Below are 15,748 nucleotides of genomic sequence, written 5' to 3'. Positions count from 1 at the left end.
GTGATACTGAGAGTCAAAGAATATTTGATTTTTTATACAGTGTGACAATTTGACTAAACTGCGATCGCTGGATAAACCAAACCGTAAAGAAAGTAGTTTGCAGTGCGGTAAATGCTACCAGACCAACCCAAATTTTGCAAAGACATCTCTAATTTAGTTGGTTCATGAAATATCTTCACGACACGGTAGGTTCGCCCATCATTCAACTTTCTCTGTGAATATCCTTGTTGATGTAAAGCTGCGTGATTTAGTGCTGTTGATTCCTGATTCAGCAAGCTATCTACAAAAAAGACACGACCATCAGGCTTTAGCGCCTGCTTAACCATCTGCCAAAAAGCCACAAATTTCTCCATCGGCACATGTGATAGCCAAAACCCGAAGAATATAAAATCAAACTGTTGAAGAGAACACCATTCAAACAAGTCGGCAACAATGTACTCTACAGATGCACAACCAAGACGTTGCTGATTCAACGCGATCGCTTCTGGAGAAGCATCCACCGCAGCCAGGTGAGTGGCAAAGGGTAGCAAGTGTTGCGTCCATAATTCAGTGCCACAAGCTAGTTCTAGAATATCACCTGATGGTGCAGCACTCCGAAGGGCTGTTTCTACTTCAGTAACTTCAAAAAACCACTGCTGGCGATGCTCTTCACCGCGATCATAGCGTCCTTGACGAAAGAACCACTCGTCGTATTCTGAAGCACGTTGACGGTAGTACTCGACTTGCTCTCTCAGAATGTCAGGGTTCATTGAAATTGAAGACCTCTTGATTTTTACTTGTTGCTTGCGGTTCTCAACTATTAACTTCGCCTTCTACCTCCCGTTCTCCACCTTGTTGCAATAGCTGCATTGGCCCTAAGTATTTTGTTAAGTAAGGCGAGAAAACTTCATAAATTAGGGTTAAAGGTTGTCCGTGATGCCAAAACAAGTAATGACGCCCCCAAAAAGGCCCCTCCTCATCAAAGCCAGACTCTAGCGCATCTGAGTAACCGTAGTAAATTCCCTGCACATCTCGATATAACTCTGTGCGCAGACGAGCTAAACTTGCCCAAATGGGTAATGAACGATTTTGTAAATATTCATCTACGTGAGAGGCTTCCCACCATGAAGTGGCATATGCTAACCTTTGCCCTGAGGCAGTACGTAGCCATACCTGCCGTCGCAGTCTTGGCCCTGGTACAGCCTTAATTAAATCAGGAGCGCCATCTAAATCCATACCAACCAATGACATGTCAATAACATCTACTTCTGTTGGTTCACCTGTGAGCAATTGTAAGTGTCTAGTTGGGGAGCCGTCGCCTAAAAGCAGTAATTGCCAAGCCGGTGCTAGTTGGGCATGTGGCAAACCTTGTTGAATCACTTCCTCCCCACCTTGCCAGATCGGAGTCAGGCGATGCCACCCCGTCGGCAATGTTAAGTTGTTTGTCGGTGTAAAAGTAGCAGTCAATGTTCTTTACAAAACTTCACTTATTTCTATGTAAGCATAAAAAATCTCCCTACCCAAGACAAAGACAGGGAAATTAAGGATTATTTAGTGGTTAGTGATTATTTAATGGTTATTTAAGTAATCATGAACTGGAACAATTCTCAGTATGAAAAAAATCAGTTTGCTTATGCCTTCAGCATAGCAGCCTTCTACTTATTTTTCGATAAATACCAAATCTTCGGGCTGATAATTTAACTTGAGGTTTTGACCATCTACTTCAACCACAAAATCAAATCCTGTGACATGGCCTTCCGTAAGAATAATTAATCTGTCATCCATAGATTTGAGGTAATCTCCAAACCCTTCTAGAGAAACACTGCCATCGTTGATAGCCAGATAACTAAGTAATCTACGAAACAGCTTAGGTAGCATGACAACCTTGTCAGTAATCGTTTCTAGTGTCTCTAAAACAAAACCTGTATTTGTTTGATCTATCTGCCACAAACCTTTGTGATCTTGGCGAGATTTTTCTGTGGCGATAGTTAATTGTTGGCGGATATCTGGATATAACTTAGAGTAGAAAGTTGGGTAAACTAGCCCTTTCGATATCAGATGATAATTCGCACTTTTTTTCACTAAAGATTTATCGAAGAAAATATTACCGCCATCTTCAGCTTCTGATTCTCCTTTAAAGGCAAAAGCTACACTTCTGCCGTAAGCATCTGCAAAACGGGTGAGGATAAAACCAGGAACTTGTTCTGGTTCTGCTTTAGTAACCACTTCATTAGAATTACGGGTAATATTTTTAAATCCCAAAAATTTTAACAAATCACTAGCCGCAGCATGAGCATATTCTAGCGGTTGGTGTTGCGTACCGAAACTACCAACTCTGGTATGATAATGTGTTTCCAGGGCATCAATACTGTCCAGACGTAGCTGTGCGCCGCCAGAATGATTAGTGTGGACTCGTGTAGGTAATTTTTTCCAGTTTTCGGAGTTATTAGGATAAAACCGGATAGAATCACCATCAGGAGCAGCTTTTACAACTCTATAGTTGCCCTTAATTAGGGTCATTGGCATATTGTCAACTCCTGTTAGGTAGGAATTATCAAGTATGTCTGAATAGTTAATTTCGCTACACTAACTTGGAGTTGACTAGTTGGGAAATTATTTAATTATTTTTTATATCTTGTCGTAAATTTTCTTAACCCAGTAACCTCTAGGTAGTTTTTCTACTCCATAAACTTTACACCATTTTTTTACATATTACTTAGGGGTTCGTATTTCTTTAAAACGAGCGCGGCAGGACTCGAACCTGCGACCGATTGCTTAGAAGGCAATTGCTCTATCCACTGAGCTACGCGCCCATGTCAAAAAAGGCTTTAGTTAAAGCCAGTCCGTCTATTATATGTGTCTTGTGGGCATAATGCAAGCTAAATTTATTTATCGCCGTAGAAAAAGGCAATTTCTTTTTCTTTGAGAGGTGCAAAACCAGCATCGATAAGCTTTTGGTTCAGTTCATCTTGGGGAATATGTTTGGCACCAATCCGGACTATACGCGATCGCATAGTATTACTAACACCACTACGCTGTCTATTTGCCTCTAGTGCCATAACTTGATGATAAAGTTCCAGCTTGGCACTTGGAATGGGAGTACCGTCAAAATCAATTCTCTGGGCGATCGCTTCATCAACAGCATCAGCACCCTTTGTGGTTGACTGGATTTCGTTGGTTTCGGTAGTCATGGCAATATCACTTCATGCTTACATTGGAATTTTACCAAGTATAAGGGCACTCAGTAGTAAATACTTTTCCCATACTCTTGATTTCTGGCAAAGCCTTTTCTCAAGCTGATTTGACGCAGCAGAATAAACAACTACTAAATGAATATATCTAAAGAAATGCCGTATATTTTCGTATACGCTTGTATATATAAACTTTTTGGTTTAATCTCTAACCAACGGTATAGTCAATTTAATTTAAAATTGATTATTCGGAATTGCTGAAATTATTTGCAAATTCCGAATTCCGGAATCACAATTGTTTTGGTCATAGGTGGTGCAATGTCTGACCCTCATACTCCTCAAAGCAAAGACCGTACCCTGGAAAAAGCTCTGACCAACAAAATTATTGATGATTATTTTGAAAACTCAGAAAGCTGGCTAAGAGCTATTTTGCGGATGTGTATTTTCTCCTTGACTCACTTCGATGGACAACCTGTGTTTATGGTGGAATGTCCTAATCAAGCCGTAGCCAAGCGGTTGAGTCGGAAAACCTATCCTTTTCGAGGCATGGTATATTATTTAACAGATGACTTTAATGCTAGCGATCGTAGCTTGTTTTGCTACCAAGAAGACAAAGGGGGAAAGTGGCGCTGCTTTGACACCAGCATCAACGCTTGGACTGATTTACAGAAGGCAAAAAGCAGCAGACATAGTAGTTAGTAGTTAGTACTACTCACACCCCTCATACTCCCCATACTCCCCATCCCCCTCACACTTCCCCATCTTTTCACCTCTGGGGACGCGTCACCAAACCACCAAAAAACGCCCCTAAAATTGTGCCAGTCCATAATCCTGTTGTGCTACCTTGCCAGATTGCCCCTGGTGCTACCCACGCATGACACGCCTGCTTGAAACCCCAGGCTTGATTTTGACATCTTTGGCTATGAATACTTAAGCTGATTTGTCCACCAATGTAACCACTTACAAAGCCAGATAGTAAAGCAAAAAAGGTGCAAACTAGAATTCGGTTTTTAGCCATTCTTTATTTTTTAGTAGTAGTTTATTAGTAGTTGGTAGTTGGTAGAGGTATATAAGCTTTGCGCCCATACAGTAAATTAACGTAAGTTCGATAAATATTCATCAAAAGACTCTGCTACCTGGTGCGTTCACTTCGCGTTCCTTTGCGTTTAATGATCGCTACAATTTTACGCAAAGCTGTACTTATACCAATTCAAAAAATGTTTGCGACAGATAAGGCATTGAGGATGAAGTCATAACCAGTCAAAGAAGCAGCAATTTGAGGAGTGAGGAGAGCTAGGAGTTGAGCAACCTTGGTTTGCAGATGCTCCAGGTGATCAAATAGCTCCCATTTCAAGTCTTGCTTGAGATATTCCCAAACGCGCTCTATGGGATTCAGTTCAGGAGAATGAGCAGGCTGGAACAAAAGAACAATATTCTCTGGAATTTGTAAACGTTTAGCTTTATGAAATAAGCCGTTATCAACTTGGAGAATGTTAAGTGATTTGGGATAACAGGCAGCGAACTCGTTCAAAAATTGTTGGTAGCATTCGGTATCAACATGAGAAAACTGCCAAAATAAACTTTCCCCAGTAAGTGGTTCAACTGCTCCATATAGCCAGAACGCTTTAAATTGCCACTGCCAATCACCAATAGGCTTAACTCCGGGAAGAGTAATTTTACGTCCTTCAATGGTTTTGAGTCCAAATCGACTCTCATCTTGTACAAAATAACGAATATTTTCGTACTGGGGCAAGATAATGGCACTGTATTGAGCAATTAATTGCAAGTCATCACCGAGTTTTTTTTAAAAGACTCTAGTTTTTCTTCGTCCTGTTTTCGGTTACGCGGACGTGGGACTTTCAGCTTGGCTTTGAGCCTGTAACGTGCCAGATGATGTACAGTTGCGTACTCAGCTTGCACACCCAAGGTTTTTTCTAACCAATGTTGTATTTGTGTGTACCGTTGAAACCCACCTTCTGGTTGTTCGAGTTGTTTTTTCAAACTCGATACAGCCCAATCTGGTATTGCTCTTTTTCGACCTGAACTCGTTCCAAATTCAACAACCGCCTCAATTCCTCCTTCTCGATAATCTGCCAACCATCGATGTACTGTAGCTCGATGTTTTCCCAAGATTTTAGCAATCTCACTTACACTCATTTCTTGCCCTTTAATCAGATATAGGGCTTGTATACGTTCTTTGCTCCGAGACTGTTTTTGATGTCTGAGCAACTTCTCTAGTTCCTCGACACTATCAACTATCTCGATCTGTGTTACCCCTACCATCACATACCCTGAATGCTACTTCTGTCTATTTTTACCATCTGTCGCATTCTTTTTTCAAATTGGTATTAGTTAGCAAAGCTTTGGGCCTACGCAGCAATTAGTAGTTGGTTATTAACCACCAACTATCAACCACTAACCACTAACACATCAACCTGTATTTCTCATACCAGCAGCAATGCCATTAATTGTTAACAGTGCGCCGCGCAGCAGTTCGCCTTTACTATATCGTGAGTGAATCACTCCAGATGTGGCTATATTCTTAGACTGGCGTAGGCGCTTCAGGAGGGAAACCTGAATGAAGCCCAAGGGTACAATTGTACCATTGCGTAACTGTACTGATCGCTGCAAGACAGGATCGCCATCTAGAAGCCGTTGGTGTTCAGTGATTTTGAGTACTAATTCTCGTGTGAGATAGTATTCGCTGGCTATTTGTGCAAATAGTTTCTCAAAACGAGGTTTATCTTCTGGGTCAGATAACTCTTCAACATAACGCTGCGCCATTTGCAAGTCTACTTTTGCCAAAGTCATTTCTGCTTTGGAAATAACCATCTTGAAAAAGGGCCATTTCATATAGAAATAGCGCAGTAGTTGCAAATTTTCCTCTGGTTCTTCATTTAAAAACTCTTGCAAAGCTGTGCCCACACCGTACCAAGAAGGGAGTAAGAACCGTGTTTGTGTCCAGCTAAATACCCAAGGAATTGCCCGCAAACTGCTTAAATCTTTTTGACCAGAAGGACGACGGGCTGGACGAGAACTAATTTGTAAGAGGCTAATTTCTTCTATTGGAGTAACTTGGTGGAAGAAATCGATAAAGTCTGGTTGTTCGTAGATCAGCGAACGATAATGAGTACGCGATCGCACTGCTAATTCTTCCATGATTTCATTCCAAGGTTCAATATCATCAAACCCTGTTTTCAGTAAGCTGGCTTGAATGACAGCAGTAGTCATTGTTTCTAAATGGTACAGCGCTAAATCACGCAAGGAATATTTAGAGGCTAAGACTTCCCCTTGTTCAGTAATTTTGATGCGTCCATTAATACTGTGACCAGGTTGTGCCAAAATTGCCTCGTAAGCAGGGCCACCACCACGTCCAACAGAACCGCCACGCCCGTGGAAAATCCGCAAAGTTACGCCATGTTCTTCAGCTATTCGCTGTAAAATTTTTTGGGCTTTGTGAATCTCCCAGTTGCTGCTTAAAAAGCCAGAGTCCTTGTTACTGTCAGAATACCCCAGCATGACTTCTTGGAGGTTGGGAGTCAGAGCATGAGAAAAAGAGGTGGGGAGATGGGGAGATGGGGAGTTGGAGGGAGTTGGAGGTGGGGAGACATTCTCCCTATCCCCAATCTCCTCTTCCCTTTCCCTTTGAATTGCAGTGTAGCCTCCAGCTAACAAGGCGCGATATAAAGGCAGTTCAAACAGCTGTTGCATGACACTCTTAGAGCGTTGCAAGTCTTCTACTGTTTCAAATAGGGGAACTACTTGGATCGTACCTACTGCTGTACCAGGGTCGTAAAGTCCTGCTTCTTTAGCAAAAAGTAAGACTTCTAGTACGTCGCTGACTTGGCGACACATACTAATAATGTAAGTTTTGCAAACATTATTACCAAATTCTCGTTGTAGCGATCGCGCTACCCGCAGAGTTTCGATAATATCATTAGTTTTTGGTGAAAAAGGTAGTTCAGCAGGAATTAACGGACGGCGAGTTTGCAATTCTCCTACTAACCAAGCAACTTTTTCTGCTTCTGATAGTTCATTGTAAGAACACTTTAAAATTCCAAAGTATTCCAAAATCTCATTTAAAGCATCCGAGTGACGGGTTGATTCTTGTCGGATGTCTAAACAAGTCAGGTTAAAACCAAAAATTTCGACTTGGCAGATCAGATTTTCCAGTTCCTGGCAATTTAACCCTGTTTCTACTAGGTTACGTTCAATCAACCGTAGTTCAGCTAAAAATTCTTCCCCAGAACAATAAATAGGAACTTCAGTTTTTGGTGTTTCTCGATTGTACAAAGCTAAATTGCGATCGCGTGTATTTTCCAGTCGCCTCAGTACATAGGACATTTTGAGCCGATAGGGTTCTTGACGATAACGTAAAGCTAATTCGTCGTAAACCTCACTTAACTGGGACTGGTCTATTTCTAATGATTCTAGTAAATCTGGTAAGACATCACTCCAGTGCAGCGACACACTCAACAAATTAATTAGCCGCTTCACTGACTGAATATATCTTTCTAAAACTATTTTGCGCTGATAACAAGCAGTCTGCCAGGTGATATCTGGGGTGACTGATGGGTTTCCATCCCTGTCTGCACCTACCCAAGAACCAAACTTACAAAAGTTTTTACTTGGTGGTTCTAACCAGGGAAAAGTATTAGCTAAAGCATATTTGAAGCGTTTATAAAGTTGGGGAATAGCATCAAATAAAACTTCTTGGAAGTAGTGCAGAGCATAATCTACTTCATCAAGTACAGAAGGTTTGAACTGATGCAATTCATCGGTACGCCACCAGAGGCGAATTTCTTGAATTAATTGTTCTCGTAGTTCTGCTACTTCCCAGGCATAATCAGGATTACCTACACGTTTTTCTACAATATCAAGTTGTTGCAGCAGTTGTACCACTCGTCGCTGTTTATCGCGAATGGTATGACGAACAATTTCTGTAGGATGAGCAGTGAATACTAATTGCACATCCAATTGGGCAATAAGACGTTGAATATGCTGGGGTGGTACGTTTAGCTGGTATAACTGGGGAAATAGGGCTGCGAAAGTGTCTTGGCGTTTGTGATAGGGATTGGCTTGCCAACTCTTACTGAGTAATTCTGCTCCCAGTCCACTGTTAAGAGGATTCTCGGAAGCTTCAGAATTTGTTGAGGAAATTGGGTTGGGTATTTCCTGAGTTCCTGCTTCACCCGACGCCTCATAGCGAGTCATTTGCTGCCGTTGTTCGTAGTCCTGCTCTATGATGTTGATCAACTGGAAGTACAATGCAAAAGCCCGAGCCGCTCGGATAGCTTCGTTAATATTTAACTGCTCTATTAATTTAAATACAGAAGAAGCCTGGTCAAGAGTTGCTTGTCCTTCTGGTGAGCATAAATCACGTAACTGCTGCAAAAGATCGACCATTTTTTGACCGCATTCCTGCCGCAGCACGGACTCCCACAATTCTTCTACTATTTGTAGTCGATGGCGCAAAAATAAATCTGAGGCGGGGTAGATATTCACTTCCTGAGTGAAAAAGTATAAAAGAGAACTCATATTTTGTGTTCTAGTAAAGCCTATTACTTTTTATGATTTCAGGTTTTGCTCTTGACCGTCATGGAATTTGCCACAATAATTTTGATAAAAAACAGTATAATATTTGACGCTAATTTTCTGGATTCTGTTCTGGAAAGTCAAGGATGGGAAGGCGATCGCCACGAAATAATTCTTCACTGGCTTCCCCAAGAGCTTGTAATGTTTCTCCAGTGGCTTTCTCTGCTAACAGCAAGATCATCACTGATGCTGTACCCATTTGCAAAAGGAAAGACTGGGGAATGGTGAATAAACCCAAATGAAATCCTGAGTTGGCTGAAGATTTGGAATTAGCAGCTTGCATAAGTAATTCTCGTGAACTGGAGGAAATCATCAAAGACAGCAAAATTAAACAAAGCTCAGATTTGGTGAGCTTAAATAACTATTTTGGCTGATGAGTGTAAATTAACAAGTTAACAAAAGCGTTAAAAACTTTATGGTGGATAATTCTATGGTTCTAGTTTACAAGTGATTAGGAGTTAATGAGAGGGTAAAGGGGAAAGGGGAAAGGTTAAAGGAAACAGTCTCCCTTACCCCTTACCCTCTAACCCTTAACTAAACCGAAGATTTTATCCCCAGTCCCCGATCCACAATCTCACCTTTTCATGAAAATAGCATTACCAGTTAGTCAACAGTCCTTAATACAATGGGTAAGCCAAGCAACAGGAATCAGCTCTTTAGGTGTGAAAGTCCGATTGCGGGGAAATGAGCTACACATTCTTTGTGAAAGTCCAGAGTGTCCCCAACGTTGGCGTACTCTTATGGATTTGCTGCACGCGCTACAGCATACTGACTTGGATGCTCTAACTCAAAATGAACAACCTTCAATATACCAAGTTTTCGTCTACGGTAGGAAAAAGGGGGAAATTCGCCCGCAGTGGTGTCATCAGGTTTTCTTAAACCAGTTGCATCTGCATCTACAACAGGTAGAACAAGCCTTAATCGCAGATGCGGAAAAATCTAGTCGCACGGGTGGGGCGCTAATTCTTTCTAATGAAAGTTTGGCACGTAAAGGCGATCCAGATGCGATCGCTCGCTATTTGAGTGAAAGTCTGAGTACCTTTGGCATCGGGGTAGAAGTCAAAGCCAAAAAGCAAGAAGCCACTCTCGAAAATCCCAACCATCAAAATCGCTTGTTGATTTACTGTCAGTCTAGCTATACTCCCGATCCATCATTAATTGCAGAACCTGTAGCCCAGAAGTTACGTAGTCTCAAGCTTGCTGGTTATCAAGATGCAGTGATCGCCACACAAGTTGAGGGCGAAACAGATTTTGACTGGATGCTAAGAGTGGATCTGACACCTCCAGAAATCATGCTGAAAGAATGGGCGCGTTGGGGAGATTTACAAGCGATCGCCAGAATTTTAAATGAAAGGCTGTCTGATCTGGCAATCAAAGTCACAGCAACTCTCAAAGAATCAACGCTGCATATATTTTGCAGTCCTGCTAACCCTAAGGCAACTGAGCAAATTCCCGATAAAATCCAATGCTTACAGGCAATTATGCCTCAACTTCAAGCCCTTGCTCCCCAAGGAATTCTCGCCGCCACAGTTTACGGACACAAAACAACTAATCGCGAACCCGCTTGGATTGATTGGCAATCTTTACCTGCAACAGAACACCCAGATTTAGCAGTATCAGCGTTAGAATTATCATCAGCTGGAGATGAACCTGCTATCATTTTTTTACTTGAGCGCTTGCTCAATCCTGAGTTAGATATTCGCCTCAAAACAGGTGGTACTCGCGTCCTCTTGTTACGTAAAGGCGATTTACTACACATCATGTGCGAAGCACTTATGTGTCCGTCACGCAAACGGGTAGCAAATAAAGTTACTCAGTTTGTCAGGCAGTTAAAAATAGCAGGAATTGCAGGCGTACGAGTTTATGGCCGTCGTGCTGGTAACAAGGAACCTTTCTGGAACTATGGAGTCGATTTTATCAATCGTCAACGTTTAGTACCAGAACCGACTCCTGAATTTGCCGCCACTGCTGCTTATGTTGGTGAACTTTTAACACCTGAGACTAACGAGCCTGTGCTACGTCCCGATTTAACCAGCCAAGATGTACAGAGTATTTTTGTAGAAGTGGCTCAGGACTGGGGTGCAAGAATCAGAAGATGGCTTTTAGCAACGCAGCTGTTTGCTGAAAAGGAACAGTCACAAGAGCAACAGGTAGAAGAAAATGGCTGGCGGGTGGCTTTAGTTTGGGGCTTGTTGGGGTTTTTGCTGACTCTGCAATCAGACTGGGTTTTGGGTTATATAACTTCTCACTCCATCCCAGAAACACCAAAGATTGCTAGCACCCCACCTCAATTATCTTCTGCTGAAGAACAGAATCAAAAGTTGGAAAGAACTGTTTTTTTTACCAATACATCCCCTGCATCTAAAAATCAGGTGTTTAATGCTTCTGGATTCACCCAAAAAGAAGAATCCATCACTAGGGGAAAAGCAACTGCAACTGCTATTTTATTGGCAGCGCGATCGCCAATGCCAAGTTTCAATACTCGGCAATTAGATGAGCAACTAGCACTATACAAACAAAGTCTTGCTCAAAACGGTAAACCACCAGATGTATTAATTATTGGTTCCTCTCGCGCTTTGAGGGGAGTAGATCCTGCCAAACTTTCTCAAGCTTTGGCAACTCAGGGTTACTCAAATATTGATGTGTTTAATTTTGGTATTAATGGAGCAACAGCACAAGTTGTCGATTTTATCCTGCGTCGAGTGCTACAACCATCAGAATTGCCAAAATTGATCATTTGGGCTGATGGTGCGCGTGCTTTTAACAACGGTAGAGAGGATATCACCTTTAAAGCGATCGCAGCATCCCCTGGTTACCAACAAGTATTACAAAAAGCTCGAGCTAACGAAGATTCTCAGAATTCAACCACCACTTCAGCTCCGATTTTATCGGAGCAAAGCTTTAAAAGCACAACTTATACAGAGAATAATTCTCAAGCATTAAATGAATGGTTAAATCAAGCTCTCGCAACTATTTCTACTACCTATAACCAACGCGATCAACTTAAGAGTTTACTGAACAAAACACTGAAGTCTTTACCTTTAGTGAAAGGTAAATCAGCAGTTAATCAAAAAATTACAGCAGTAGATCCAGAACAGGATGCTTTTGAGCAAGCTGTTGATTTTGATGGATTTTTATCAGTACCTATCCGTTTTAATCCAGCTACATACTATCAAAAACACCCTAAGGTCAATGGTAGCTATGACAATGACTATAAATCTTTTCAATTAGGGGGTGAGCAAGACGCTGCTCTTCAAGCAGTATTGCAATTTTGTGCAACTAAAAAAATTACTATAGTGTTTGTGAATATGCCCTTGAGTGCAGAATATCTTGATTCAGTACGCAAAAATTATGAACAAGATTTTCAGCAATATATGTTACGCTTAGCTGAAAATTCCAATTTAATCTATCGGGATTTGAGCTTAATTTGGCCTCAAGCCAATGAAAACTTTTCTGATCCCAGCCATTTGAATCTTTATGGTGCAGAAAAAGTTTCCAGAAAACTGGCAATTGATCCAATGATTCCTTGGTCAACTTGGTCAACTAAGTAAGATTGTTGTTAGTTAGTTGTTATTTGTTGGTTGTTGATGGACTGAATAATTATTAATAACTTTTGAGTCTATAAATGAATTTCATATCAATTTTATACGGAATATTTTTGCTGAGTGTGCTTTTGATTTACTGGTTAATAGCGCAACAAAAACTACGAATGTGGACGCTGTTGATTGCTAGTATTGCCTTTTACGCATCTTTGCAAATTCAGTATATCCCACTTTTACTTGCACTAACTTATTGTAATTTCCGTATAGGAATAGCTCTAGGTAAACATAATTCATCAAATCAAAATTCTTTGGCTCTGCAATTTTTTGATGAAGAATCGCAGTTATCTCAAGCTGATTGGAATAGTCAGCGTTTAAAATTATTATGGTTGGGTATTAGTATCAATGTTTTGCTACTTTTAGGTTTTAAATATATATCACCTTTATATAACTTTATTTATCAAACTTCTACAAGTTCAGTAGTTGAATCTTTAAAATTAATTGCACCGCTAGGAATCTCATTTTTTACATTTGAGTGTATTTCCTATTTAGTTGATGTTTATCGTGGCGCGCCTGCTAGTAATCAATTTATTCAATTTGCATCATACAAATTATTCTTTGCTAAATTGATTTCTGGTCCCATTACTCGCTTCCACAATCTCACTAATCAATTTGCTTACTTACGGTTTCCTACTGCCAATCTTTTAGCGGAAGGTATTTGGTTAATTGCTCAAGGAAGTGTCAAAAAGGGTATTTTAGCTGATCACTTGGGAATTTATGTAGATTTGTGTTTTGGCAATTTGCAACGGGCAGGTAGTACTGATTTATGGTTGGCAATATTTGCTTATAGTTTTCAGTTGTATTTAGATTTTAGTGGTTATGTAGATATCGCCCGTGGCACTGCCTTACTTTTCGGTTTGGTTCTACCAGAAAATTTTGACTTTCCTTATTTCAGCACCAGTATTGCTGATTTTTGGCGACGCTGGCACATCACACTAGGCGATTGGTTGCGTAATTATATTTATTTTCCTTTAGGTGGTTCTCGTCAGAGTTTAAATCGCACCTGCTTAAATTTAATGATTGTGATGCTAATCGCCGGAATTTGGCATGGTGCAGCATTCGGTTTTGTAATTTGGGGTGCGTTTCACGGCTTAGCTTTAGTTATACACAGACTTACTGATGCTTTTAGCGATCGCTTTGAGGAGTTAGAACATTTTTGGCACAATCCCTTCGGTACACTGATAGCTTGGTTATTTACACAACTAATGGTTTTTACCTCTTGGATTTGGTTTCGTCTACCAAATCTCCAAGATTCTTCCTTAGTGTTTAAACACCTTTGGGGTTATCCTGCTGACGCTCAATTTGCTCAAAAAGTTTATGTGGAAGCCCTCAATATTAGTCAATATCAATTAGCAATACTGTTAGGCATAATTGCTACCTGCATGACTTTAGTTTATTTTTTCCATCGTCAACTAAAGTTACAGTTCAACTGGCCTGTCAAACTCTTGTTCGTACTTCCCTGCTTTTACGCTGTCTGGATACTAGCTCCAGAAGGAAGTTTACCATATATTTACTTTGATTTTTAGCAAAATATAGAAATAAAAAGCATAGAAGTAAAAAGAGCAGATATTATCTGTTTTTTGTCTGTTTTTTGATTTTTTGAGTTAATTATAAATTTTGAATAACAGTGATTTATGGGACTAAAGTGTTTACAAAATTTAATTAAGTTAAAACACAAAATATTAAGCAATATTAAGACATAAAAATTAACAAAAAATGAGTGGATAACCGCTTGTAATAAATAAATTTTTGTGTAAAGTTTATTAATACAGGCAACTTAAATGTTTGTCTGAATACATTCTCCAAAAATTCATCGCACTTATAAGAGCAATGACTACAACCTTACAAAGACGCGCAAGCGGCAGCGTATGGGAACGGTTCTGTGATTGGATCACAAGCACTGAAAACCGCCTATACATCGGTTGGTTCGGCGTATTGATGATTCCAACACTGTTGGCTGCAACCACCTGCTTCATCATCGCCTTCATCGCCGCACCCCCCGTAGACATCGATGGAATCCGTGAGCCAGTAGCAGGTTCCTTAATTTATGGCAACAACATTATCTCCGGTGCAGTAGTACCTTCTTCTAACGCCATCGGTTTACACTTCTACCCAATTTGGGAAGCAGCATCCTTAGATGAGTGGTTGTACAACGGTGGTCCTTACCAGTTGGTAATTTTCCACTTCCTGATTGGCTGCTTCTGCTACATGGGCCGTCAGTGGGAATTGTCTTACCGCTTAGGTATGCGTCCCTGGATCTGCGTAGCTTACTCTGCTCCTTTGGCATCTGCTACCGCAGTATTCTTGATCTACCCCTTGGGTCAAGGTTCCTTCTCTGACGGTATGCCCTTGGGTATCTCGGGAACCTTCAACTTCATGATCGTGTTCCAAGCCGAACATAACATCTTAATGCACCCCTTCCACCAGTTAGGTGTAGCAGGTGTATTCGGTGGCTCCTTGTTCTGTGCAATGCACGGTTCTTTGGTAACTTCTTCCTTAGTTCGTGAAACAACCGAAACCGAGTCTCAAAACTACGGTTACAAGTTTGGTCAAGAGGAAGAAACCTACAACATCGTAGCTGCTCACGGTTACTTCGGAAGGCTTATCTTCCAATACGCTTCCTTCAACAACTCTCGCAGCTTGCACTTCTTCTTGGCTGCTTGGCCTGTAGTCGGAATCTGGTTCACCGCGCTGGGTATCAGCACAATGGCGTTCAATCTGAATGGTTTCAACTTCAACCAGTCAGTGATTGACTCTCAAGGTCGCGTCATTAACACCTGGGCAGACATCATCAACCGCGCTAACCTGGGTATGGAAGTTATGCACGAGCGTAACGCTCACAACTTCCCCCTCGACTTGGCTGCTGCTGAAGCTGCTCCTGTCGCTCTAACCGCTCCTGCGATCAACGGTTAATCTTCAAAATCACAAAGAGGCGCTGTATATCGCGTCTCTAGAAAATAAGAAAAGCGCTTCCTATAGGAAGCGCTTTTTTTATGTATGTAAGTTTGTGAAAACTCTTCTACTCATTCTGTAATTCCCACATAGTCAAAAGCGTTGCGATCGCTTCAAACACAGGACTTACACAAAAGTTGTCAAAAAGCTTTATTTATCGTAGACGCGTCGCACAGCGTGTCGCTTTGCGACTCAGCAGCTTCCCGAAGGGTAGTCGCCAAGAACGCTAAGAATTCGTAGGTATCGTAAGTCATAAAACATTTCAAAACTAGTTGTATCAATTAAGGGTTGTAACCTAGACAACGAAAATAAAAGCGATTATTGATATTTAACACTTATCCCATGTTCCCCATGTTGGGTGAGATGTGGGTACTCTGTCGAGACTAGCTAAAAATATCTGTCTATGAAAATCTATTTTTATTTTTAATTAAC

Annotated in this window: 13 protein-coding genes and 1 tRNA gene; 4 read left to right on the top strand and 10 right to left on the bottom strand. The window is 41.0% G+C overall.

Features of this window, described 5'->3' with window-relative positions; translation table 11 throughout:
- Window positions 1-53: 53 nt before the first annotated feature.
- From RS893_RS07855 to RS893_RS07835, 5 genes are all read right to left on the bottom strand, one after another.
- Window positions 54-749 carry a class I SAM-dependent methyltransferase gene (locus RS893_RS07855; RefSeq protein WP_315790641.1) on the bottom strand — a complete coding sequence of 232 codons (696 nt, stop codon included), beginning with the start codon at window positions 747-749 and terminating at the stop codon, window positions 54-56.
- 43 nt (window positions 750-792) lie between these two features.
- A complete protein-coding gene (locus RS893_RS07850) occupies window positions 793-1,446 on the bottom strand; it encodes a chorismate lyase (RefSeq protein WP_315790640.1) in 654 nt (217 codons plus the stop codon).
- A gap of 192 nt (window positions 1,447-1,638) precedes the next feature.
- Window positions 1,639-2,499, bottom strand: coding sequence for a nuclease (locus tag RS893_RS07845; protein WP_315790638.1), 861 nt, complete (start codon window positions 2,497-2,499; stop codon window positions 1,639-1,641).
- A 220-nt stretch (window positions 2,500-2,719) separates the two neighbouring features.
- A tRNA-Arg gene (locus RS893_RS07840) sits at window positions 2,720-2,792 on the bottom strand.
- Between the two features lie 72 nt (window positions 2,793-2,864).
- Window positions 2,865-3,170, bottom strand: a complete 306-nt coding sequence (locus RS893_RS07835; protein WP_315790637.1) for a small RNA NsiR4-regulated ssr1528 family protein — start codon at window positions 3,168-3,170, stop codon at window positions 2,865-2,867.
- 318 nt (window positions 3,171-3,488) lie between these two features.
- Here RS893_RS07835 and RS893_RS07830 point away from each other — a divergent pair, with 318 nt between their 5' ends.
- Window positions 3,489-3,869, top strand: a complete 381-nt coding sequence (locus RS893_RS07830) for a hypothetical protein (RefSeq protein ID WP_315791908.1) — start codon at window positions 3,489-3,491, stop codon at window positions 3,867-3,869.
- A gap of 67 nt (window positions 3,870-3,936) precedes the next feature.
- Here the strand turns inward: RS893_RS07830 and RS893_RS07825 are convergent, their stop codons facing one another.
- From RS893_RS07825 to RS893_RS07805, 5 genes are all read right to left on the bottom strand, one after another.
- Entirely contained in the window at window positions 3,937-4,188 is a 252-nt protein-coding gene (locus tag RS893_RS07825; protein WP_315790636.1) for a hypothetical protein, read from the bottom strand.
- Between the two features lie 192 nt (window positions 4,189-4,380).
- Complete coding sequence (locus RS893_RS07820) at window positions 4,381-4,956, bottom strand: IS630 family transposase (RefSeq protein ID WP_315785248.1); 576 nt, start codon at window positions 4,954-4,956, stop codon at window positions 4,381-4,383.
- On the bottom strand, window positions 4,947-5,453 hold the full coding sequence (locus RS893_RS07815; RefSeq protein WP_315785251.1) for a helix-turn-helix domain-containing protein: 507 nt from the start codon (window positions 5,451-5,453) through the stop codon (window positions 4,947-4,949). Before RS893_RS07815 ends, RS893_RS07820 begins: the two co-directional genes overlap by 10 nt.
- A 147-nt stretch (window positions 5,454-5,600) precedes the next feature.
- Window positions 5,601-8,708, bottom strand: coding sequence for a phosphoenolpyruvate carboxylase (locus RS893_RS07810; protein WP_315790635.1), 3,108 nt, complete (start codon window positions 8,706-8,708; stop codon window positions 5,601-5,603).
- A 109-nt stretch (window positions 8,709-8,817) separates the two neighbouring features.
- Entirely contained in the window at window positions 8,818-9,048 is a 231-nt protein-coding gene (locus RS893_RS07805; RefSeq protein WP_315790634.1) for a hypothetical protein, read from the bottom strand.
- Between the two features lie 301 nt (window positions 9,049-9,349).
- Between RS893_RS07805 and RS893_RS07800 the strand changes: the two genes are divergently transcribed.
- From RS893_RS07800 to psbA, 3 genes are all read left to right on the top strand, one after another.
- A complete protein-coding gene (locus RS893_RS07800) occupies window positions 9,350-12,316 on the top strand; it encodes a DUF1574 family protein (protein ID WP_315790633.1) in 2,967 nt (988 codons plus the stop codon).
- 74 nt (window positions 12,317-12,390) lie between these two features.
- Window positions 12,391-13,890, top strand: a complete 1,500-nt coding sequence (locus RS893_RS07795) for an MBOAT family protein (protein WP_315790632.1) — start codon at window positions 12,391-12,393, stop codon at window positions 13,888-13,890.
- Between the two features lie 304 nt (window positions 13,891-14,194).
- Window positions 14,195-15,277 (top strand): photosystem II q(b) protein, encoded by a 1,083-nt coding sequence (psbA, locus tag RS893_RS07790; protein ID WP_315790631.1) that lies wholly within the window; start codon window positions 14,195-14,197, stop codon window positions 15,275-15,277.
- Window positions 15,278-15,748: the final 471 nt, after the last annotated feature.

It is taken from the genome of Fischerella sp. JS2, from assembly GCF_032393985.1.
Taxonomy (GTDB): domain Bacteria; phylum Cyanobacteriota; class Cyanobacteriia; order Cyanobacteriales; family Nostocaceae; genus Fischerella.
This window is presented reverse-complemented; position numbering and strand designations above follow the sequence as displayed.